Below are 20,438 nucleotides of genomic sequence, written 5' to 3' on the forward strand. Positions count from 1 at the left end.
GTCCGGGAAAGGGCCGCGCGTCATGACCGCGGGCGGAATGGCGCTGCGTTGTCTGTCCAACACCATCACTGCCCCAGCCGCTCCAGCAGCGCGGGCACGTGGACCTGGTCTGCCTTGTAGTTGCCGGTCAGCGCGTACATCACGATGTTCACGCCGCCCCGGAACGCCATCTCGCGCTGGCGCTGGTCGCCGCCCACGACCGGGTAGAGCGGCTCGCCCCGGCGCCCCACCGCCCAGGCGGCGGCGAGGTCGTTGCCCGTGATGATGATCGGGCTCACGCCGTCGCCGGCGCGGGCCGGGCGGCGCTCGGCGCCCTCGGCGGCGGGCGGCAGCGCCTCCACCCAGGTCTGGCCGGTGGCGTAGCGGCCCGGGAAGCTGTCCACGAGGTAGAAGGCCTTGGTCAGCACGTGGTCGAGGGGCACCGGCTCCAGTTCCGGCACCTCGAGCGTCGCCAGCATCTTCCGGAGATAGGCCCCTTCCGGGGTGGGCGGCCCGCCCGGCCGGGCGGTCAGCGCGTCGCGGGTGTCGAACAGGACCGTGCCGCCGTTGCGCATGAAAGCGTCGATCTTGCGGATCGCGACGTCCGAGGGCTGCGGCCGGTTCGGGGCGATCGGCCAGTAGATCAGCGGGTAGAAGGCCAGCTCGTCCTTCGCCGGATCGATCCCGGCCGGCTCGCCCGGCTCCAGGGCGGTGCGCGCGGCCAGCATCTGGGTCAGGCCGGTGAGGCCGGTGCGGCTCGCCTCGTCGACGGCGGCGTCGCCCGTGATCACGTAGGCAAGGCGCGTGACCAGCGCCGATTCGATGCCGTTCGGCCGGTTGGCCGGCGGCTCCTCCGCGCGGACCGGGCGCGCCGGCAGGGCGGCGAGCAGGACGAGGCCGGCGAGGGCCAGCACGGTCTGGCGGCCGCGCAGGCGGGCCGCCAGACCGCCGCGGCGCAGGAAGCCGCCGAGCCACAGGCCCGCCAGGGTGTCGAGGGCCAGCAGCAGCAGCGCCAGGGTGAACAGGCTCGGCCGCAGGTCCAGGGTCTCGGCGCCGGCGAGCGACCCGAACCGGGCGCCCTCGAGCGCGGCGGTGTCGAGGGGCTTCAGCCGGTCATCCGGTTTCAGGGCGTTCACGCTGATGCCTCCGTCCGGCGGGCCGTAGAAGCCCGGCGGATGTTCGAGGTTCGCCCGGTCGGCGTAGTCGGCCGCCACCKCGGTGGCCGAGGCCGGCGGCGAGCCGAGCGCCCCGAACCCTTCCGAGGAGTGCGACGAGGCGTAGACCGCGCAGAGATGGCGGCCCGCGCGGCGTCGCCCTGGACGGGCGCCGCGGCGCCGGCCAGCGCCACGACGCGCCGGAGCATGTCGATGAACAGGCCGGAGAGCGGCAGGTTCGACCACGTCGTGTCGGCGGTGACGTGGAACAGCACGATCGTGCCCTGGCCGCGCTTCTGCGCGGTGACGATCGGCGTGCCGTCCTGGAGCGAGGCCCAGGTGCGGTTCGGCAGGTCGCCGTCGGGCTCCGCCAGGATCTGGCGGCGCACGCCGATATCGGCCGGCGGCGTCAGGCCCGCGAAGGGGCTCTCGGGCGGGAAGGGCGCCAGGGTCTTGGGGCTGTCCCAGGAGAGCGTGCCGCCGAGGGTCCGGCCGCCCCGCCGCAGCCGCACCGGCACCAGCGGATCGTTGCCGGCGGCGAGCCGCGGGCCGGCGAAGCGCAGCAGCATCCCGCCGTCCTTCACGAAGCTCTCGATCCGCGCGGTGGTCTTCTCGTCGAGGGCGCCGACATCGGCCAGCACGAGGACCGAGACCTGGTTGTCGAGGAGCTGGTTGATCGAGTCCGCCGTGCCCTTGGCGCCCCGCGGCTCCTGCACGTCCGCGAAGGGCTGGAGCGCCCGGGCGAGATAATAGGTCGGCGCCAGCAGGGGCTGGGCCTGGTCGAGGGTGCCGCCGAAGACGAGGCCGACCCGGCGGCGCTTGCCGCGCTCGTCCTGCAGCACCACGGCCCCGGCCGAGCGCTCGCCCGCGATCTCCAGCCGGCTGATGCTGTTGCGCAGCTCCACCGGCATCTCGAAGGTCGCGCCCGCCTCGGTGGCGTCGGCCGCGAAGGCGAAGTCGCGCTCGGCGAGCGGCAGGCCCTTCTGGTCGAGCGCCCGGATCACGCCCGCGTCGCGCCCGTTCGGCGCCGCCCGCAGGGCGTGCGTCACGAGCTTGCCGGCGTTCTCGGTGGCGGTCAGGGCGAGGGCCGGCGGCCTGTCGGCCCGCAGCACCGTGAGGGCCGCGCCCCTGTCGCCCGCGAGGTCGGCCAGCCCCTTGGCGAAGCGCGTGTCGCCCGCGCCGGCGACGCCGTCGCTGATCCAGACGAGGCCGGCGCCCCGGTTCTTGTCGAGGAAGGTCTCGATCGTCGCGAGATGCGCGTCGCGGGCGGGGAGGATCGGCCGCGGCGCGAGGGCGCGCAGGCGCTCCAGGGCGGCGGCCGGCGTCTTCGCCTCGAAGGCCGCGGGGGCGTCGGCGAGGCCGATCACCNGGCCGCGGGGGCGTCGGCGAGGCCGATCACCGCGACGGGCCGTCCGTCCCGGGCGGCGCCTTCGACCGCATCGGTGGCGACGCGGAGCCGGTCGCGCCAGTCGTGGGCGGCGGCGAAGCCGTTGTCGAGGAGCACGAGGAGCGCGCTGCGGCCGCCCCCGGCCCCGACGCCCCCGGCATTCCAGACCGGGCCCGCCACCGCGAGGATCAGGGCGGCGGCGATCAGCAGCCGCAGGATCAGCAGCCAGGGCGGCGTCCGGGCCGGGGTCTGCCGCTGCGGGATCAGGTCGGCGACGAGCTTCAGCGGCGGGAAATTGATCCGCCGCGGGCGCGGCGGGGTCACCCGCAGCAGGAACCACAGGGCTGGCAGGCCGATCAGGGCGGCGAGCGCCAGCGGGGCGGCGAAGGTCAGACCCAGCATGGCGGCCTCACTCCGTGCCGCGGGCGGCGATCAGCGTGGCGAGCCGCAGGGCCGCCTCGCTCGCCGGCCGGTCCGTGCGGTGGATCGTCAGCGTCCAGCCCTGGCCGCGGGCGATGGCGGCGAGTGCCGCCCGGTGCTCGGCGATCCGGGCGCGGTAGCGCGCGCCCCAGGCGTCGGCATCGCCGATGTCGAGGCTGAGGCCGCCCTCGAGATCGTGCAGGACGGCCTGACCGGTGAAGGGAAAGGTCTCCTCGATCGGGTCCACCACCATGAGGAGATGGCCGCGGCTGCCGCGGCCGGCGAGGCTCTGCACCGACGCGGCGATCCGGTCGGGCTCGGTGAGGAAGTCGCCGATCAGCACCACCTCGTCGAAGCGGGCGGGGTGCGCCTGCGGCGGCAGGTCCTGGGTGAGGCCGGCCGTGTCGGCCACGAGCGCCTGGGCCAGGCGCTCGACGATCCCGCGGGAGGCGCTCGCGCGGGTCAGGCCGAGCAGGCCCACCCGCTCGCCGCCCTCCACGAAGGCGTCGGCCAGGGCGAGGCCCAGGATCAGCGCGCGCTCGACCTTCGGCGCTGAAGCCAAATCCGAAGCAAAGCCCATCGAGGCCGAGCGGTCGATCCACAGCCAGATATTGTGGGCGGCCTCCCATTCGCGCTCGCGGACGTAGAGCCGGTCGTCCCGGGCCGAGCGGCGCCAGTCGACGCGGGCCGCGGCCTCGCCTGTCACGAAAGGGCGGAACTGCCAGAAGCTCTCGCCGGGCCCCGCGCGGCGGCGGCCGTGGAGGCCGTGGGCCAGCAGGCTCGACACGCGGCGCGCCTCCAGGACGAGGCGGGGCATCTTGTCGGAGAGGGCGGTCGCGCCCTCGCTCTCGCGCCGGCCGGGGGTGCGCCTGCCCGCGTCGAGGGCGTTCGTCGCGACCAAAGTCAGAGCTTCTCCGCGAGCTTGGCGATCAGGCCCTCGATGGTCTCGCCGTCGGCGCGGGCGGTGTAGCTCAGCGCCATCCGGTGCTTGAGCACCGGCTCGGCGAGCGCCTTCACGTCGGCCACCGAGGGGGCGACCCGGCCCTCGATCAGCGCCCGGGCGCGGGCGGCCAGCGTCAGCGCCTGGCTGGCGCGGGGGCCGGGGCCCCAGAGGAGCTTGTCCTTCACGATCGCGTCGCCGCTGTCCGGCCGGGCGGCGCGGACGAGGTCGAGGATCGCCTCGACCACGGCCTCGCCGACGGGCAGCCGGCGCACGAGGCGCTGGGCGGTGAGCAACTGCTCGGTCGACATGACCGCCCGCGGCCGCGTCTCGTCGACGCCGGTGGTCTCGATCAGGATCCGCCGCTCGGCGGCGCGGTCGGGGTAGCCGACGTCGATCTCCAGGAGGAAGCGGTCGAGCTGCGCCTCGGGCAGCGGGTAGGTGCCCTCCTGCTCGATCGGGTTCTGGGTGGCGAGCACGTGGAACGGCCGGGGCAGGTCGTGGCGGGCGCCCGCCACCGAGACGTGGCCCTCCTGCATGGCCTGCAGCAGCGCCGACTGCGTGCGCGGGCTCGCCCGGTTGATCTCGTCGGCCATCAGGAGCTGCGTGAAGACCGGCCCCTGCACGAACCGGAAGGCCCGGCGGCGCTCGGCGTCCTCCTCCAGGATCTCGGTGCCGAGGATGTCGGAGGGCATCAGGTCCGGCGTGAACTGCACGCGCCGCGCGTCGAGGCCGAGCACCGTGCCGAGCGTCTCGACCAGCTTGGTCTTGGCGAGGCCCGGCAGGCCGACCAGCAGGCCGTGGCCGCCGGCCAGGATGGTCACGAGTGCGAGATCGACGACCTTCTCCTGGCCGAAGATCACCCCGTGGATCGCCTCCCGCGCCGCGCCGACGTCGGCGAGGCAGCTCTCCGCCGTCGCCACGATGCCGTCGTCCAGGGCGGTGGCCGGGCTGATCCCCTGCGTCATGCCGATATCCATCTCCTGCCCGGGCCCCGCGGGACCCGCCGGCCAATCCCGCGAGTGTGGGGCTTCAGGTGCCGGGCTGGCAAGGTCGGGATCGCCGCACGCCCGTTCGGGGCCGCGTTCGCGACGTCCGGCCTCCGCGCCGAGCCGCTCGCGATGGGTCGGACGCCGATCCCGCCCCGCTCTTGGCGTCGGCGACCCGGACCTTTAGGAAGGCGCCCAAGCCGGGGCGATCCTCACCCGCGACCGCCGGACCGGCCGAACCCTCTGATGTCTCTCGCGGATCGCGGCGTGGGCAGCTTTGCGGGCTTCCCGCGTATCCGGACCTGACCATGCGCCTTCGTGATGTGTTCGCCGTCGGATCGTCGGAGAAGGCCGGCCTCGCCGGCGCGGCGCAGTCCCTCGCGCGCCCGCTGACCCGGCGCCTCAGGGGCCGCCGCGGTGAGCCCCGCCAGGCGGACCTGGTCCGCGCCGTCAAGGAATCCGGCCTGTTCGATCCGGCCTGGTACGCGAGGCGCTACCCCGACGTGGTCGGCGAGGGGATCGATCCGGCGGTGCACTACGCGGTCCATGGCGGGCGCGAGGGGCGCTGGCCGCACCCGCTGTTCCACGGCGACCTCTACCTCGATTCCGTCCCGGGCCTCCGGGCCGAGGGCACCAACCCGCTGCTCCACTACCTCGACCGCGGCGCCGCGGCCGGCATCCGCCCCAACCCGCTGTTCGACCCGGACTGGTACGCCACGCGCTACCTCGGCGGCGCCGAGCACCGCGCCCGGGCCTTCGCCGACTTCCTGGCGCGGGGCGACACCGACCCGTCGCCGCTGTTCGACACCGCCTGGTACCTGTCCCGCTACCCGGACGCCCGCGCGGCCGGCGGCAACGCGCTGAGCCACTTCTTCGAGACCGGCCGGAAGCAGGGCTACCTGCGCAACCCCGAGGAGTTCGCCGGCCTGTCGCGTCACGTCGACCTGATCCGCCGGTCGGGCCTGTTCGACGCCGCCTTCTACCGGGAGCGCTGCCCCGAGGCCGAGACCAGCGGGCTCGAGCCCCTGGAGCACTACGTGATGGCCGGCGGCTACCGCCGCTACGCGCCCCACCCGCTGTTCGATCCCGACTGGTACGCGGCCCAGTCCGCCGCGGTGCGGGCCGACAGCCTCAACCCGCTGGTCCATTACCTCGAGCACGGTGCCGCCGAGGGCCTCGACCCGGGGCCCTGGTTCGACACGCGCTGGTACACCGAGACCTACTTGCGCGACGACGCGGCCGGGCACAATCCGCTGGCGCATTTCCTCGCCGACGGCGGCCGCACGACGAGCCCGTCGCCGCGCTTCGACGCGCCCTGGTACCGAGCCCGCTACCCGAAGGTCGCCGCGCTCGGCCTCAACCCGCTGATCGACTACGTCACCACCGGCCTGGAAGCGGGCCGCCTGACCCGCCGCGTCCCCGGGGCCGCGGTGCCGGAAGCCTCCGACGCGCGCCTGTCCTGCCTGAAGCGCGAACCCCGCCGGCACGGCCGCACGGCCCTGTTCATCACCCACTGCCCCGAGGGGCGGATCCGCGGCCACGTCGAGCCGTATTTGCGGGCCTTCGCGGAGAACGGGACCGACCTCGTCCTGATCATCGCCGCCGACCAGCACAAGAACGCCGTGCCGCAGGCGATCCTGGATCTCTGCGCCTCGGTCTACCTGCGCGAGAACAGCGGCTTCGACTTCGCCGCCTGGGCGCATGTCCTCCTGGAGGACACCGACCTCCTCGATTCCGAGACGCTCTACCTCGCCAACGACAGCCTCGTCGGGCCCCTCGACCGCGACGACTTCGCCGGCCTGCTCGCGAAGATCGATGCCTTCCCGGAGGCTGTGATCGGGCTCGCCGACAACTTCTACTACAGCCACCACCTCCAGAGCTTCTTCCTCGCCCTGAAGCGGCGCTGCCTGTCCTCCTACGCGTTCAGCCACTTCCTCCTGTCGGTGGCGAACTGGCCGGACAAGAACGCGGTCATCACCGAGTACGAGCTGACCTTCTCGCAGCGGATGCGGGCGGCCGGGCTCGGGATGCGCAGCCTGTTCTCGGCCCAGAACAAGCACATGTCGCTGGTCAACGACCCGCGCAACAACCGCACCCTGTTCGACTGGGAGAACATGCTCAGCCAGGGCTTCCCGTTCGTGAAGCGCTCGCTGCTGGGCGAGCACGCCGCGATCGGCGGGGCGGCGGTGCGGGAGGCGATCGCCGAGCGCGGCTTCGACCTCGACCGGCTCGACGTGACCTACACGTATCCGGGTGCCAGGATCTGGGCGGACCTGCGCCGGCCCCGGGCGCCGGAGCGGCCGCTGCGCGTCGCCTACGTCTCGCCGATGAACTACGCCAACGGCCTCGGCGTCGCGGCCCGGAGCTACGCCCGCGCCCTGCATCGGACCCCCTTCGCACTGAACGTCCACCCGATGGAGCGGCCGTTCCACGTCCATGCCCGGGTGGCGCCCGCGTGGCAGGCCCGGACCTTCTCGGGCCCCGCCGACGTCGCGCTGGTGCACTTCAACGGCGACAGCTGGCACTCGCTGATGAGCGACCGGCAGCGGGCGATCGCCGCCGAGGCGCGGCTGAAGATCGGGCTGTTCGTCTGGGAGACCTCCCACGTACCCGGCGGCTGGCTGCCGACCGTCGACGGCCTCGACGCGATCTGGGCGCCCACGGAGTTCTGCGCGGCGATCTTCCGGCAGATCACCGACATCCCGGTCGACGTCGTGCCCTACGTGGTCGAGAACGAGGCCGGCGAGCCGGTGAGCGCCGCCGCCAAGGCGAACCTGCGCAAGGCCTTCGCGATCGACCCGTCCAGGCGGGTGATCCTCTACGCCTTCGACGGCTCGAGCTACCTCGCCCGCAAGAACCCGCACGCGCTGATCCGGGCCTTCCGGGCGGCCGGTCTCGGGCAGGCCGGCTGGCAGCTCGTGCTCAAGACCAAGCACGTCTTCGACCTGCCCGAGGAGGGCAAGAAGCTCCTCGACCTCGTCGGCACGTCCGGCGACGTGGTGGTGATCGACCAGCCGCTCTCCCAGAACGAGCTCGGCGCGCTGTTCGATCTCTGCGCGGTCTACGCCTCGTCGCACTCCTCGGAAGGGTTCGGCCTGACGATCGCCGAGGCGATGGAGATGGGCAAGGTCGTGGTCGCCACCGATTACGGCGGCTGCCGCGACTTCCTCGACGCCACCTGCGGCTTCCCCGTGAAGGCGGAGGTCACGGCCCTCGACCGGACCTACGGCCCGTACCTGCGCGGCGCCGAGTGGGGCCAGGTGGACGAGGCCGACCTGACCCGGGCCCTCAACGAGGCGGCCCGGGCGGTGACCGGCGGCGACGCGGCCCGGATCGGCGCCGCCGCCCGGGCGCGCATCCGCGAGCGGCTGTCCATCGGCGCGGTGGCGCGCGCCATGGAGGCGAGCCTGACCCGCCTCCTGGCCGCCGAACGGTCCTGAATCCCCGGAGACGCGACCCGTGTTGAAGAAGAAGCCGGTCCCGGCCCCATCGACCTCGTGGGGCACGCTCCCGTGGCCCGACGCGATCCTGCCGCTGCCCCTCGACGCGCAGCTCCGCCCCCTCGACGAGCGCCGGCTCGGCCAGGTCGCGGCCGGCCAGTTCCCCGCCTGCCGGGCGATCTTTGTCGCCCCCGCGGCCTCCGAGCTGTGCCCCGACCTCGCGGCGCACCTGACGCGCGCGCTCGCGGAGCGGCCCGATATCGGCATCTTCTACGGCGACGACGCCGTGGTGGACGGTGCCGGCCAGGTCCGCAGCGTCCACTGCAAGCCGGCCTTCAACCCGGCGCTCCTCATGGCCGACGACTATATCGGCTTCCCGCTGCTGATCCGCGTCCCGGCCCTGGCCGGCCTGAGCCCCGATTTCGGCGCGCGCCACGGCAGCGCCGCGTGGTTCCGCTTCCTGCTCGGCGCGATCTCGGCGGGGATCGGCATCGACCGGATCCCCCAGACCCTGATCGCCTCGCCGCTGGAGCGCCCGAAGGCGACCCGCACGGCGCGCGCCCACGCCCTCGACCGGTGGTTCGAGACCTCCGGCATGTCCCTGCGCGCCGCCCCCGGCCTGACCCCGGACACGCTGGAGATCCGCCGGAGCTTCGACGCGCGGCCGGCCGTGACCCTCGTCGTGCCGACCAACCAGAGCCGCCCGAAGGACGATCAGGGCCGCGCCGTCGCGGGCGCCAAGCCCCACGTGATCAACCTGCTCGACAGTCTCGGCCGCAGCACCTACCCGGCCGACCGGATCCGCGTGCTGATCGGCGACGACGTGGCCGACGACGCGATCTACCGCGGCCGCTCCGACCGCTTCACCGTGACCCGCCTGCTGACGACCCGGGCTCCGGGCGAGCGGTTCAACTACGCGGCCAAGATGAACACGCTCTGGCGCGCGGCCGAGACCGAGCTCGTCATCCTGATGAACGACGACCTCGTCGTGCGCCGGCCCGGCTGGATCGAGGCGCTCCTGACCTTCGCGCTGGACCGCGGCGTCGGCGGCGCCGGCGGCCGGCTGCTGTTCCCCACGGGCAAGATCCAGCACGCCGGCATGACCGGCGGCATCTTCGACGTGTTCGCCCACCCCTGGTACAACCGGGACGCGGCCGAGCCGACCTACGGCGACTGGGCGCTGACGCAGCGCGACTGCTCGGCGGTGACCGGGGCGCTCTTCGCCACCCGCAAGGCGGTGCTGGAGGCGGTGAACGGCTTCGACGAGGGCTTCGCCCTGGACTTCAACGACGTCGACCTGTGCCTGAAGATGCGGCAGCTCGGCTACCGCATCGTCTACACGCCCTTCGCCGAGATGGCGCACCACGAGAGCGCCTCGCGGCAGACCAGCTTCGCGCCGGGCTCGCAGATCGCCCGCTTCCTGCGCCGCTGGGGCGACGTCATCGCGGAGGATCCGGCCTACAGCCCGCAGCTGCGCATCGACACCGACGTGGTCGCCCCCCGGGCCGACGCGACGCGCTGGATCGCGGAGCGCCGGGCGGCCGCCGCCTGAGCGGCCCCGGATCCGCCGCGCCCGGGTTAAGCTAAACCCGCGAAGTTGGGCGCGGCGGGCTGGAACGGGACGGCCCGGGCCTCTACCCCTCGAGGGGAAGCGCGGACCGATTCGTCCGCGCCGGGGCGGGAGCCGACCGTGAAGACGCTGCCCGCCGCCGCCCTCGCCCTGCTCGCCGGCCTCGCCCTGGTGGGCCTCGCGGCGGAGATCCGGCTGCACGAGCGCGACCGCCCCGTCGCCAGCACGGCGGTCCGCTCCGGCGGCGCCGCCTTCGTCCCGGCGCCGATCCCGGCGGAGTGGGTCGTCTCCGGCGACCCCGTCACCGAGGTCGCGGGGGTCTCGCAGACCCATGACGGCAGCGCGCAGGTCTACCTGTGGCGCACCACGGCCAGCACGTTCCGCTGGACCCACCACGCCGACGAGATCATCACCATCCTCGACGGCGAGGTCTTCGTCACCGACGCGGACGGCCGCCGCCACCACCTGACGCCGGGCGACGTGGCGCATTTCCCGGTCGGGTCCGTCCAGCTCTGGGAAGTGCCCCGGACGCTGCTGAAATCGGCGATCCTCAAGCACCGCAGCCCGACCCTGGTCGAGGCGTCCCTGCGCTGGCTCCGCCGGGCGCGGGCGCTCGTCGCCGGCTGAGGCGCGGGCGCTCCCGACGCGCGAGACGCCGTCCCGGCGGGTCCCGCGACCGGGGGACACGGCTTGCTAAGGCCCGGCACGGCATGATCGGATCCCCGACGCCGCGAACCGACCCGATGGCCCGACCCCGCGACCTGCAGCTCGACGCCGCGCGGGGCCTCGCCGTGCTGCTCGTCCTCTCCGGCCACCTGCTGCAGCCCGTCTTCTACGGCCCGTCGGGGCCCGAGCCGGGGCCGGCCCTCGCGGTCTGGCGGGTGATCTACGCCTTCCACATGCCGTTCTTCTTCCTGCTCTGCGGGATGGTCGACCGGATCAAGGGGGAGGCGGGTCTCGCCGCCGCCTGCCGCTCCGCGCTGAAGCTCGCGGCGGTGGCGCTGGCGTTCGGCACCCTCGCGCAGATCCCGCCGATCCTCGACGGCAGTCTCGCGCCGGGGCCGGCGCTGCTCGATACGCTGCGCGGTCGTGACACGAGTCTGGGCGTGCTCTGGTTCCTGGTCGCCCTGGGGCTGGTGCGGGTGGTCGAGGCCGCGGCGCGCGCGGCGGCCTTCCCGGGCGGCTACGGGATCGTCCTGGGCGGTGCCCTGGCCGTGTCGTGGACCTGCAGCGCGCGGGCGTTCCCGTACTGGCAGGTCCACGCGCTCGTGGGCGCCCTGCCGTTCTACGTCGCGGGCCTGAGGCTCGGGCGGCGGGCGTTCGACGTGTCGGCGCTGCTCGGCGCCTGCGGCCTCGCGGTGCTCCTGCTCTGCGCCCCGCGGAACTTCGTCCACGTCGCGACCGGGCAGTACGGCGACCCGGCGCTGTTCGCCGTGACGGCCGCGGCGGGCTCGGTGTTCGCGCTCGCGATCGTCGGCCGGCTGCGCGGCCCGCCGCGCGCCGCGGCCGGCCTGCTGGGGCGGGCGAGCTTCGAGCTCTACATCGTCAGCGGCGTCTTCCTCCTCCTGGCGCCGCACTGGCCCGCCTGGGACCGGTNGGCGTAGGCGCGGCCGCGATGCCGGGCGGGGTCGGCGGCGCCCGGGTCGATCACCGTCACGGCCAGCGCCGGCCCGCGGGCCTGCTTCAGGGCGAGGGCCAGGGCAAGGCTGGGCAGGCCGCCGCCGGCGATCAGAAGGCTGCGGCTGCCGGGGCGAGGCGTCTCGGCCGTCATCGGGGCGGATCTCCTTGGGGTTCCCGCGCGCGGGACGCGTGGATTGGTTCGTCCGAAAAGCCTATGTCGCACGCGGGCAACGAACGGAAACCCCGCGGGTCATGACCGACGCCAACACCGACGCGATGACGGACGCCGTCGCCGAGCTGATCGCCATCCTCGACCTGGAGCGCCTGGAGGTCGACCTGTTCCGCGGCCAGAACCCCAGGACGGGCTGGCGGCGCGTCTTCGGCGGGCAGGTGGTCGCGCAGGCCCTGGTGGCCGCCACCCGGACGGTGCCGGACGACCGCCCCGCCCACTCCCTCCACGCCTACTTCATGCTGCCCGGCGACCCGCGCACGCCCATCGTCTACGAGGTCGAGCGGATCCGGGACGGGCGCAGCTTCACGACCCGCCGGGTCAAGGCGATCCAGCACGGGCGCGCGATCTTCGCCACGACGGTCTCCTATCAGGTCGTCGAGGAGGGGCTCACGCACCAGCCGGCGATGCCGGCGGTGGCCGGCCCCGAGGGACTCCTCGACGGCAAGGCCCTGGCGGCGGCCGGCGGCACCGGGATGCCGGAGGCGATCGCCGCCTATTTCGGCCGCGAGCGGCCGATCGCGCTGCGGCCGGTCGACCTGAACCGCTACCTGCCCGCCGGTGCGGGCGGCCGGGCCCCGGACCCGGTCTTCAATGTCTGGCTGCGCGCGGCCTCCGCGCTGCCGGACGATCCGGCGCTGCACCGGGCCGTGCTGGCCTACGCCTCCGACATGACCCTGCTCGACGTCTCGCTGATCCCGCACGCGCGCTCCGTGTTCGATCCGACGATCCAGGCCGCGAGCCTCGACCACGCCCTCTGGTTCCACCGGCCGGTCAAGATCGACGACTGGTTGCTCTACGCGCAGGACAGCCCGGTCGCGGGCGGCGCGCGCGGATTCGCCCGCGGCCAGATCTTCGACCGCGCCGGTAACCTCGTGGCGTCGGTGGCCCAGGAGGGCCTGATCCGCCCGACGCGGGATTAAAGCGGGTTCCCGCGCGTGTGTTGCCGGTGCGCCACGGCGCGGAATGCACGGTTTTGGGCAGATTGCATCGATCGTGTGCATTCTCGCGGCTGAACCTGCCCGCGATCTGTCCGCGGCGGGCTAAACCATGGGCAAATCGACGATCGGTGAAAACGTTCCCGGTCAAGCTTGTCTGGCATAGTCCTTGAATAGCGGCCTTCGACCGCGGGTCATCCCGAGCCTGCGGACGGTCCGTTCCGGCTCGTCCCGCAGGTCGGGTGACGGCAACGGTTCCCAAGGACTTCGAAGGGGGCGTCGCCCATGAAAATCGTGATGGCCATCATCAAGCCGTTCAAGCTCGAGGAGGTGCGCGACGCGCTCACCGGAATCGGCGTCCACGGCCTGACGGTGACGGAGGTGAAGGGCTATGGCCGCCAGAAGGGCCACACCGAGATCTACCGCGGCGCGGAATACGCGGTCAGCTTCCTCCCCAAGCTGAAGATCGAGGTCGCCGTCGCCTCGGACCTGACGTCCAGCGTGATCGACGCCATCGCGGGGGCCGCGCGGACCGGCCAGATCGGCGACGGCAAGATCTTCGTGATGCCGCTGGAGAAGGCGGTGCGTATCCGGACCGGCGAGACCGACGCCGACGCCCTCTGATCCGCGGCCCGGTGCGCCCGGGCCCGCCGATCGCCAGACCTGCTGAAACACTACGGACTTGAGACCGGGAGCCACGTGCCCATGAAACTTCGTCATGCCCTCATGCTCGGCTTGGGAGGGGCGGCGATCGCCGCCCTCCTGATCGAGCCGTCCCTCGCGCAGACCCCGACACCGGAAGCCGCCTCGCCGCCGCCCTCGCCGGTCCCCAACAAGGGCGACACGGCCTGGATGATGATCTCGTCGGCCCTCGTGCTGATGATGAGCATCCCCGGACTCGCGCTGTTCTACGGCGGCCTCGTGCGCACCAAGAACATGCTGTCGGTGCTGACCCAGGTGTTCGCGATCGTGTCGATCGTCGGCCTGCTCTGGGTGTTCTACGGCTACAGCCTCGCCTTCACGAGCGGCGGCGGCCTCAACGACTTCGTCGGCGGCTTCTCGAAGGCGTTCCTGAAGGGCGTCGACGCGAACTCGACGGTCGCGACCTTCTCCAACGGCGTGGTGATCCCGGAATACGCCTATCTGTGCTTCCAGATGACGTTCGCCATGATCACGCCCGCGCTGATCGTCGGCGCCTTCGCCGAGCGGATGAAGTTCTCCGCGCTGGTGGTGTTCACGATCCTCTGGGTCACGGTGATCTATTTCCCGATGGCCCACATGGTCTGGTACTGGGCCGGCCCGGACGCCGTCGGCAACGCCGCCAAGGCGCTGGCCGCCGCGACCGACGACGCCTCGAAGGCGACCGCCCAGGCGGCCCTCGACGCGGTCAACAAGGATGCCGGCTTCCTCTTCCAGAAGGGCGCCCTCGACTTCGCGGGCGGCACCGTGGTCCACATCAACGCGGGCATCGCCGGCTTCGTCGGCTGCCTGATCATGGGCAAGCGCATCGGCTACGGCCGCGACCTGCTCGCCCCGCACTCCCTGACCATGACGATGATCGGCGCCTCGCTGCTGTGGGTCGGCTGGTTCGGCTTCAATGCCGGCTCGAACCTCGAGTCCAACGGCACCGCCGCGCTCGCCATGCTCAACACCTTCGTGGCGACCTGCGGCGCCGCGGTGGCGTGGCTGTTCGCCGAGTGGGCCCTCAAGGGCAAGCCGTCCCTGCTCGGCATGCTGTCGGGCGCGGTCGCCGGCCTCGTCGCGGTCACCCCGGCCTCCGGCTTCGCCGGCCCGATGGGCTCGATCGTGCTCGGCCTCGTCGCCGGCGTGGTCTGCTTCGTGATGTGCTCCACCGTGAAGAACGCGCTGGGCTACGACGACTCGCTGGACGTCTTCGGCGTCCACTGCATCGGCGGCATCCTGGGCGCCCTGGCGACCGGCATCCTGGTCGACCCGAACCTCGGCGGCGTCGGCATCCCCGACTACACCTCGAAGCCGGGCGAGCTCGCGGTCGGTGCCTACGACATGATGAGCCAGCTCATCGTCCAGGCCGAGGCGGTCGGCCTGACCCTGCTATGGTCGGGCATCGGCTCGGCGATCCTCTACAAGCTCGTCGACGTGACGATCGGCCTGCGCGTCACGCAGGAGGAGGAGCGCGAGGGTCTCGACATCGCCGATCACGGCGAGCGCGCCTACAACTACTGAGACGGACGGCGCGGCCCCGCGGGGCCGCGTCTCCCGCACGGAAAACCCCGGCTCCGAGAGGACCGGGGTTTTCTTTTGCGTCAGGCCGTCATCGCGAGCGGAGCGATGCGGGGCGGCGATCGGGCATCGAGCCCGAGGCCTTCACGCCGCCCGTGCCAGGGCCGCCTTCTCCTCCGCGAAGGCCCAGTCGAGCCAGGGCGTCAGGGCTTCCAGATCCGACGTCTCCACGGTGGCGCCGCACCAGATCCGCAGGCCCGCCGGCGCGTCGCGATAGGCGCCGATGTCGAGGGCGACGCCCTCGCGGTCGAGGCGCTCGACGATCCCCGCCGCGAAGGCCGAGACCGCCGCGTCGCCGCGGGCGAGCACGTCCGGATCGGCGATCACGAGGCAGACGCCCGTGTTCGAGTAGGTCGCGGGGTCGGCGGCCAGCGGCGCGATCCAGGGCGTGCGCGCGACCCAGTCGTAGACGGCCTTCGCGTTGGCGTCGGCCCGCGCGTGCAGCGCCTTCAGGCCGCCGATCCGCTCGGCCCAGTCCAGGGTGTCGAGGTAGTCCTCGACGGCCAGCATCGACGGCGTGTTGATCGTGTCGCCCTTGAAGATGCCCTCGATCAGCGTGCCGTCCTTGGTGAGGCGGAAGATCTTCGGCAGGGGCCAGGACGGCGTGTGGCTCTCCAGCCGCGCCACGGCGCGGGGGGAGAGGATCAGCATGCCGTGCGCCGCCTCGCCGCCCATGACCTTCTGCCAGGAGAAGGTCACGACATCGAGCTTGTCCCAGGGCAGGGGTTGGGCGAAGGCCGCCGAGGTCGCGTCGCAGATCGTCAGGCCGTCGCGGTCGGCCGCGATCCAGTCGCCGTCCGGCACCTTCACGCCGGCCGCGGTGCCGTTCCAGGTGAAGACCACGTCGCTGTTCTTCGTGTCGATCGCCGCGAGGTCCGGCAGGATCCCGTAGGGCGTCTGGTGGATGCGCGGCGCGATCCTGAGCTGCTTCAGGGCGTCCGTGACCCACTCCTTGCCGAACGCCTCCCAGGCGGCGACCTCGACCGGCTTCGGCCCGAGCATCGTCCACATCGCCATCTCGACGGCGCCGGTGTCGGAGGCCGGCACGATGCCGATCCGGTAGTCGGCGGGCACCTGCAGGACCGCGCGGGTCAGGTCGATCGCCCGGCCGAGCTTGGCCTTGCCGAGGGGGGAGCGGTGCGACCGGCCGAGCGCGGCGTCGGCCAGGGCGGCCGGGGTCCAGCCCGGGCGCTTGGCGCAGGGGCCGGAGGAGAAGTGGGGCACGCGCGGGCGCTGCGTGGGGCGGCTGGTCATGGCGGATCCATCCTTGCAGAGGGCCGCGCTCCCGCGGGGAGGCGCGTCCCGGCTCGCGCATGCGCCGAAACCGGCCGGCTTGCAAGCGCCTGTCCGGACAGCAGTCTTCGCGGCGCTGCCCCCGGCCGGGACAGGGCCCCGGGCGGCGAGGAACAGTCGATTAATCCGGGCCCGTTAGCCTTAATGAGGTGCCGCGTAGCGTTTGAGGTGCGCCGATGACTTTCCACAGCGCCGCGATATTGGCGGTCTGGTCCGTTCTACTCTTGGTTATTGGAGCCTTAATTCCGCGATTCCTGCAGGCGAGCCGGACGCCGCGGCTGGTGCCGCAGCCGCTGCAGCTCGACCCTCTGGATTACGACCGCGACGGCCCGGTGATCGACCTCGAGCCGACCTGACCGGGGCCGTTGCTGGGGCGCAGGTCCGGGCGCCGCTCGGCGGTGATCCGCTCCGCCTCCGCCCGCCGCCAGCGGGCGATGGCGGCGTGGTTGCCGCCGGAGAGGACGTCCGGGATCGCGCGGCCCTCCCAGTCGCGGGGGCGCGTGTAGTGCGGGTACTCGAGGAGCCCGCCCTCGAAGCTCTCCTCGACGCCGGATTCCATCCTGCCCATCACGCCGGGCAGGAGGCGCACGCAGGCGTCGAGCACCACCAGGGCGGCGATCTCGCCGCCGGACAGCACGTAGTCGCCGATCGAGACCTCCTCCAGGCCGCGCCCGGCGATGACGCACCGGCACCCTGGAGAAGATGACCCGCAACGAGGCCAAGGCTGTGGCCGAGCGCCTGGGCGCGAAGGTCTCCGGCTCGGTCTCGGCCAAGACCGATCTGGTCGTGGCCGGCCCCGGCGCGGGCTCTAAGCTGAAGGACGCCCAGAAGCACGGCGTGCAAGTCGTCTCGGAGGACGACTGGCTGGCGATGGTGGCGCAGGGTTNGCGCCCGCCGCCGCCTTCCCCAGGCCCGACCGGCCCGTGGCCGAGATCGTCGCGCCGCGCTGGTCCTCGGAGGCCGAGCGCGACCGGGCCGGCGAGTTCGCGCAGGTGGCCGAGGGGATGGGCATCGCCCCCGGCGAGACGGTGGCGGATATCGGCGCCGGCAGCGGCTACTACGCGGTGCGGCTGAGCCCCCGGGTCGGGCCGCGGGGCCGCGTGCTCGCCGAGGACGTGACGCCGTCCTACCTCGCGGCCCTGGAGACCCGGGTGAAGGCGCTCGGGAACGTCACGGTCGTGCGCGGCGAGCCGCACGACCCGCGCCTGCCCCCGGCCTCGGTGGACGCGGCGATCCTCGTCCACATGTACCACGAGATCACCCAGCCCTTCGGCCTGCTCCACAACCTCGCCGCCGCGATGCGCCCGGGCGGCCGGGTCGGGATCGTGGATGCCGACGCCATCCCGTCGCGGCACGGCACGCCGCCGGCGCTCCTGCGTTGCGAGCTGGCCGCCGCGGGCTACCGCGAGACCGGCTTCCGGCCGCTCGCGGACGGGGCCTACCTGGCGGTGTTCGCGGCGCCCGCGCCGGAGGCGCGCCCGAGGCCGGAGACGATCCGGCCCTGCCGTGACGACGCCACGGCGCGGTAGCGGCGCCTCAGGAGCGCCAGCGCAGCTCGCGGCGCTCCAGCGGGTTGACGAACGGGCGCCCGTCGCGGGCCGATTCCAGGGCCTCGCGCTTCAGCCGGAAATACCATTGCGAGGGCAGGTCGCCCTGGCCGAACAGCACCATGGTGGGCTTGCGGTCGAGCCCGTCCTGCGCGTGCTGGAGCACCTGCTGGTCCTGGGTCAGGAACTGCCGCATCAGCGGGCGCGCGACCGGTCGGAGCAGGTTCAGGGCCGGCATGCTCCAGTAGAGGGCGTTGGTGAGCAGCGTCCGGTCCGGCGAGAGCGGTGTCGCGAAGGTGTAGTTCGCCACCCGCTTCGCCCCCGCGCGGATGCGCTCCAGGCGCACGCCGGGCAGGCGGAACTCGATCTCGACCTCGGGGACGCCGCCGAGCAGGCGGTAGACCGGCGAGCTCGTCGTGGTCGCGTGGCTCGTCATCACGAAGCCGTGGGGCACCGGCTGGAAAGTCTTCACCTTCTCGCGGAGCTGCTTCGAGGGCCGGAACCACCACGAATCGTGGACGAAGGCGACGTGCCCGGGATCGACGAGGCTCAGCGTCGTCAGGTCGAAGGAGGCCTCGACCTCCAGCGCGACCACGAGGGAGCCGGCCGGCTCGAAATCCAGCGCCGGCACCTCCGGCACCCCGCCGGCGGCGGGGCCGAGATGCGGGTTGACCCAGAGGAAGCCGGCGCTCTCCCGGACGGGGAAGCGCTGCACCTGGATGCGCGAGAAGTCGGCCGCGTCGTGCTCCGACAGGGTCGGGACGTCGCGGCAGCGCCCGTCGGTGCCGAAGCGCCAGCCGTGGAACGGGCACATCAGGGTGTCGCCGTCGAAGCGGCCCTTCGACAGGGCCATGCCGCGGTGGGGGCAGCGGTCGCGCAGCGCGAAGGGCGCGCCGTCGGGGGCGCGGCCCAGCACGATCTGCTCGCCGTTCAGCGCCACGGCCCGCAGGGCCGACCGGCCGCCCGCCCGGCCGAGGCTCCGGGACTGCCCGACGCAGTACCACGCGTTGCCGAGCGGCTGGCGCATCGCGTCGGGGTCGAGCGCGGCCTCGTCGGCGGGGCGCGGCGGGTTGGCGAAGGGCGCGTTCAAGGCGGTTCGGGCAGACTTCGGGGCGCCCGTCATACGCCCGGCCGCCGGGACGGGGAAGCGCCGGGCCCTCGGAGCGCCCGGGCCGGCGCGGCGCCGGTTCCGCACCGACCCGGGGAGGACAAACGGGCGCAGGCGCGGGGCTTCACAAGCCGGCCGCGGCCACCTACCTTCGCCTCACCCGCAACCAACGAAAGGAGGTGATCCAGTGTCTCATTGTCATCAGCCGTGTGTCTCGGCTCATCGGACCTGGACCGTCGCCTCCGGCGCGTCGCTCTAAGACGCGTCAGAGACCCGATCTCGGGACAGTTCCGCCGGACAACACGGTTCGGCAATGGAAGGGCCACCCTCTCGGGTGGCCCTTCGGCGTTTCAGGGTCCGGTAGTGGGGCCGGCGCCGCCATGCGCCGCCCGGCGTCGCTCAGCGCCGCTGGGACTGGAACAGCGGCTGGGCCAGCGCCTCGGTCCGGGCGCGCCAGAGGTCGCGCTCCTCGCGCAGTGCGTCGCGCTCGCCCGCCAGGGCCAGCCGCTCCGCCCGCAGGGCGTCCCGCTCCGCGATCGCCCGGTCACGCTCGGCGCGCAGCTCCTCGCGCTCGGCCCGGAAGCGCTCCCGCTCGCCGCGAAACTCCTCGCGCTCGATGCGGACGTCCTCCTGCTCGGCCCGGAGATCCTCCAGGGAGCCGATCTCGTCGCGGATATGCTCGCGCAGGGTCCGGATCTCGTCGGCCAGGATGGCTTGAAGCTCGTCCTGGCGCTCGGCCTCGACGCGGAGCTTGGCCTTGAGCATCAGGTTCTCGGCCATCAGCTCGGCGATGTCGGGATCCTCGGCCGCGGCCCGCGGGGCCTCGGGGGCGGGAACGACGCGGGGCGACCACGCCGTCTCGCCGCCGCGGGCCCGCTTCGCCTCGGGCAGGACCTCCGCCGGCCGCGGCTCGCCGCGGGCCTCGGACGGCGCCTGAGCCTTCATCGCCGTCAGCCAGTCGCGGAGCGGACCGGTCGCGGGAAAGCTGCCGGACTCGGTCGGCGAGTGAGAGCGGGCGGGTTCCGACATCGGCGGGCGTCCTGAGCGAATATGGCGTGAAGACAATCCCAACATGCTTAACGATCGGTAAAAGTTAACACCGATCGGCGGCCCGTCCCGGCACCGCCGCGGCGCCGGCCGGGCCGAAAAATTGACTTTCCGGCCGGCTGCCGCTACGCCCCGGCCTCCCGATCCGTAGCAGATCGACCGATGCCAAGCCGACCGGTCCCGCGAGGCCGGAGGTCAACGCCCGACAGCGCGTCCGCGCCCTCGGGCGCGATGGGCGTTGGCCGATCTGCGGGGACGGGATCCGCCGGCCGAGGCACCCGCATGACGCGAGATCACGAAGCGTTGACCATCGAGGACGCGATCAACGAGAGCTGCCCGTGGTCGGGCAAGCCGATCTCGGCCGACGCGCTGACGCTCTACAACGGCGCCGTGGTGGGCTTCTGCAACCCGGAGTGCCGGGACAAGTTCGCCAAGGCGGTGCGCAGCTTCGAGGCCGCCCTCCAGGCGCGCCGCGTCGAGCGCGCCGGACTCGAGCAGTAACGGCGGGGCGTCTT

13 protein-coding genes and 5 pseudogenes are annotated in these 20,438 nt (G+C 73.2%); 10 read left to right on the plus strand and 8 right to left on the minus strand.

Translation table 11 applies throughout. From position 1 onward, the window contains the following. Positions 1–65: 65 nt before the first annotated feature. The 3 genes and pseudogenes from MMR14E_RS29190 to MMR14E_RS07450 all read right to left on the minus strand — a co-directional run bounded on the left by MMR14E_RS29190 (position 66) and on the right by MMR14E_RS07450 (position 4,848). Positions 66–2,922: pseudogene (locus MMR14E_RS29190) on the minus strand (DUF4159 domain-containing protein). A 7-nt stretch (positions 2,923–2,929) separates the two neighbouring features. Beyond that, positions 2,930–3,841, minus strand: a complete 912-nt coding sequence (locus MMR14E_RS07445) for a DUF58 domain-containing protein (RefSeq protein ID WP_331313510.1) — start codon at positions 3,839–3,841, stop codon at positions 2,930–2,932. Between the two features lie 2 nt (positions 3,842–3,843). Further along, positions 3,844–4,848 carry a MoxR family ATPase gene (locus MMR14E_RS07450; RefSeq protein ID WP_331313511.1) on the minus strand — a complete coding sequence of 335 codons (1,005 nt, stop codon included), beginning with the start codon at positions 4,846–4,848 and terminating at the stop codon, positions 3,844–3,846. A 329-nt stretch (positions 4,849–5,177) separates the two neighbouring features. Between MMR14E_RS07450 and MMR14E_RS07455 the strand changes: the two genes are divergently transcribed. The 4 genes from MMR14E_RS07455 to MMR14E_RS07470 all read left to right on the plus strand — a co-directional run bounded on the left by MMR14E_RS07455 (position 5,178) and on the right by MMR14E_RS07470 (position 11,483). Beyond that, positions 5,178–8,309 carry a rhamnan synthesis F family protein gene (locus MMR14E_RS07455; protein WP_331313512.1) on the plus strand — a complete coding sequence of 1,044 codons (3,132 nt, stop codon included), beginning with the start codon at positions 5,178–5,180 and terminating at the stop codon, positions 8,307–8,309. Between the two features lie 19 nt (positions 8,310–8,328). Next, complete coding sequence (locus MMR14E_RS07460; RefSeq protein ID WP_331313513.1) at positions 8,329–9,861, plus strand: glycosyltransferase family 2 protein; 1,533 nt, start codon at positions 8,329–8,331, stop codon at positions 9,859–9,861. A gap of 138 nt (positions 9,862–9,999) precedes the next feature. Beyond that, positions 10,000–10,506 (plus strand): cupin domain-containing protein, encoded by a 507-nt coding sequence (locus tag MMR14E_RS07465; protein ID WP_331313514.1) that lies wholly within the window; start codon positions 10,000–10,002, stop codon positions 10,504–10,506. A gap of 116 nt (positions 10,507–10,622) precedes the next feature. Continuing rightward, positions 10,623–11,483, plus strand: coding sequence for an acyltransferase family protein (locus tag MMR14E_RS07470; protein ID WP_331313515.1), 861 nt, complete (start codon positions 10,623–10,625; stop codon positions 11,481–11,483). Here the strand turns inward: MMR14E_RS07470 and MMR14E_RS07475 are convergent. After that, positions 11,477–11,650: pseudogene (locus MMR14E_RS07475) on the minus strand (2-octaprenyl-6-methoxyphenyl hydroxylase); the annotation flags it as partial. The gene MMR14E_RS07470 and the pseudogene MMR14E_RS07475 overlap by 7 nt on opposite strands. Positions 11,651–11,751: 101 nt before the next feature. Here MMR14E_RS07475 and tesB point away from each other — a divergent pair. From tesB to MMR14E_RS07490, 3 genes are all read left to right on the plus strand, one after another. Continuing rightward, positions 11,752–12,651, plus strand: a complete 900-nt coding sequence (gene tesB / locus MMR14E_RS07480) for an acyl-CoA thioesterase II (protein WP_331313516.1) — start codon at positions 11,752–11,754, stop codon at positions 12,649–12,651. Between the two features lie 300 nt (positions 12,652–12,951). Continuing rightward, a complete protein-coding gene (locus MMR14E_RS07485; RefSeq protein WP_010683623.1) occupies positions 12,952–13,290 on the plus strand; it encodes a P-II family nitrogen regulator in 339 nt (112 codons plus the stop codon). 81 nt (positions 13,291–13,371) lie between these two features. After that, a complete protein-coding gene (locus MMR14E_RS07490; protein ID WP_331313517.1) occupies positions 13,372–14,871 on the plus strand; it encodes an ammonium transporter in 1,500 nt (499 codons plus the stop codon). A 141-nt stretch (positions 14,872–15,012) separates the two neighbouring features. Here MMR14E_RS07490 and MMR14E_RS07495 read toward each other — a convergent pair whose 3' ends face one another. Beyond that, on the minus strand, positions 15,013–16,182 hold the full coding sequence (locus MMR14E_RS07495; protein WP_331313518.1) for a phosphoserine transaminase: 1,170 nt from the start codon (positions 16,180–16,182) through the stop codon (positions 15,013–15,015). A gap of 352 nt (positions 16,183–16,534) precedes the next feature. After that, positions 16,535–16,906 (minus strand): annotated as a pseudogene (locus MMR14E_RS07500) (tRNA (guanosine(37)-N1)-methyltransferase TrmD); the annotation flags it as partial. On the opposite strand from MMR14E_RS07500, the pseudogene MMR14E_RS07505 reads away from it, so the two are divergent. Next, positions 16,906–17,106 (plus strand): annotated as a pseudogene (locus MMR14E_RS07505) (BRCT domain-containing protein); the annotation flags it as partial. The pseudogenes MMR14E_RS07500 and MMR14E_RS07505 sit on opposite strands and share 1 nt — an antisense overlap. A gap of 2 nt (positions 17,107–17,108) precedes the next feature. Next, positions 17,109–17,750 (plus strand): annotated as a pseudogene (locus MMR14E_RS07510) (class I SAM-dependent methyltransferase); the annotation flags it as partial. Positions 17,751–17,757: 7 nt separating this feature from the next. On the opposite strand, the gene MMR14E_RS07515 reads toward MMR14E_RS07510, so the two are convergent. Together MMR14E_RS07515 and MMR14E_RS07520 are read right to left on the minus strand one after the other, a co-directional pair. Continuing rightward, the gene (locus MMR14E_RS07515; RefSeq protein WP_419539319.1) at positions 17,758–18,795 is read right to left on the minus strand and encodes an aromatic ring-hydroxylating oxygenase subunit alpha; all 1,038 of its coding nucleotides are present in this window, start codon (positions 18,793–18,795) and stop codon (positions 17,758–17,760) included. A 480-nt stretch (positions 18,796–19,275) separates the two neighbouring features. Further along, entirely contained in the window at positions 19,276–19,905 is a 630-nt protein-coding gene (locus MMR14E_RS07520) for an ATPase (protein ID WP_331313520.1), read from the minus strand. 300 nt (positions 19,906–20,205) lie between these two features. On the opposite strand from MMR14E_RS07520, the gene MMR14E_RS07525 reads away from it, so the two are divergent. Then, positions 20,206–20,424 (plus strand): glutathione S-transferase, encoded by a 219-nt coding sequence (locus tag MMR14E_RS07525; protein ID WP_331313521.1) that lies wholly within the window; start codon positions 20,206–20,208, stop codon positions 20,422–20,424. Positions 20,425–20,438 lie beyond the last annotated feature (14 nt).

Source organism: Methylobacterium mesophilicum (genome assembly GCF_036441335.1).
Taxonomy (GTDB): domain Bacteria; phylum Pseudomonadota; class Alphaproteobacteria; order Rhizobiales; family Beijerinckiaceae; genus Methylobacterium; species Methylobacterium mesophilicum_B.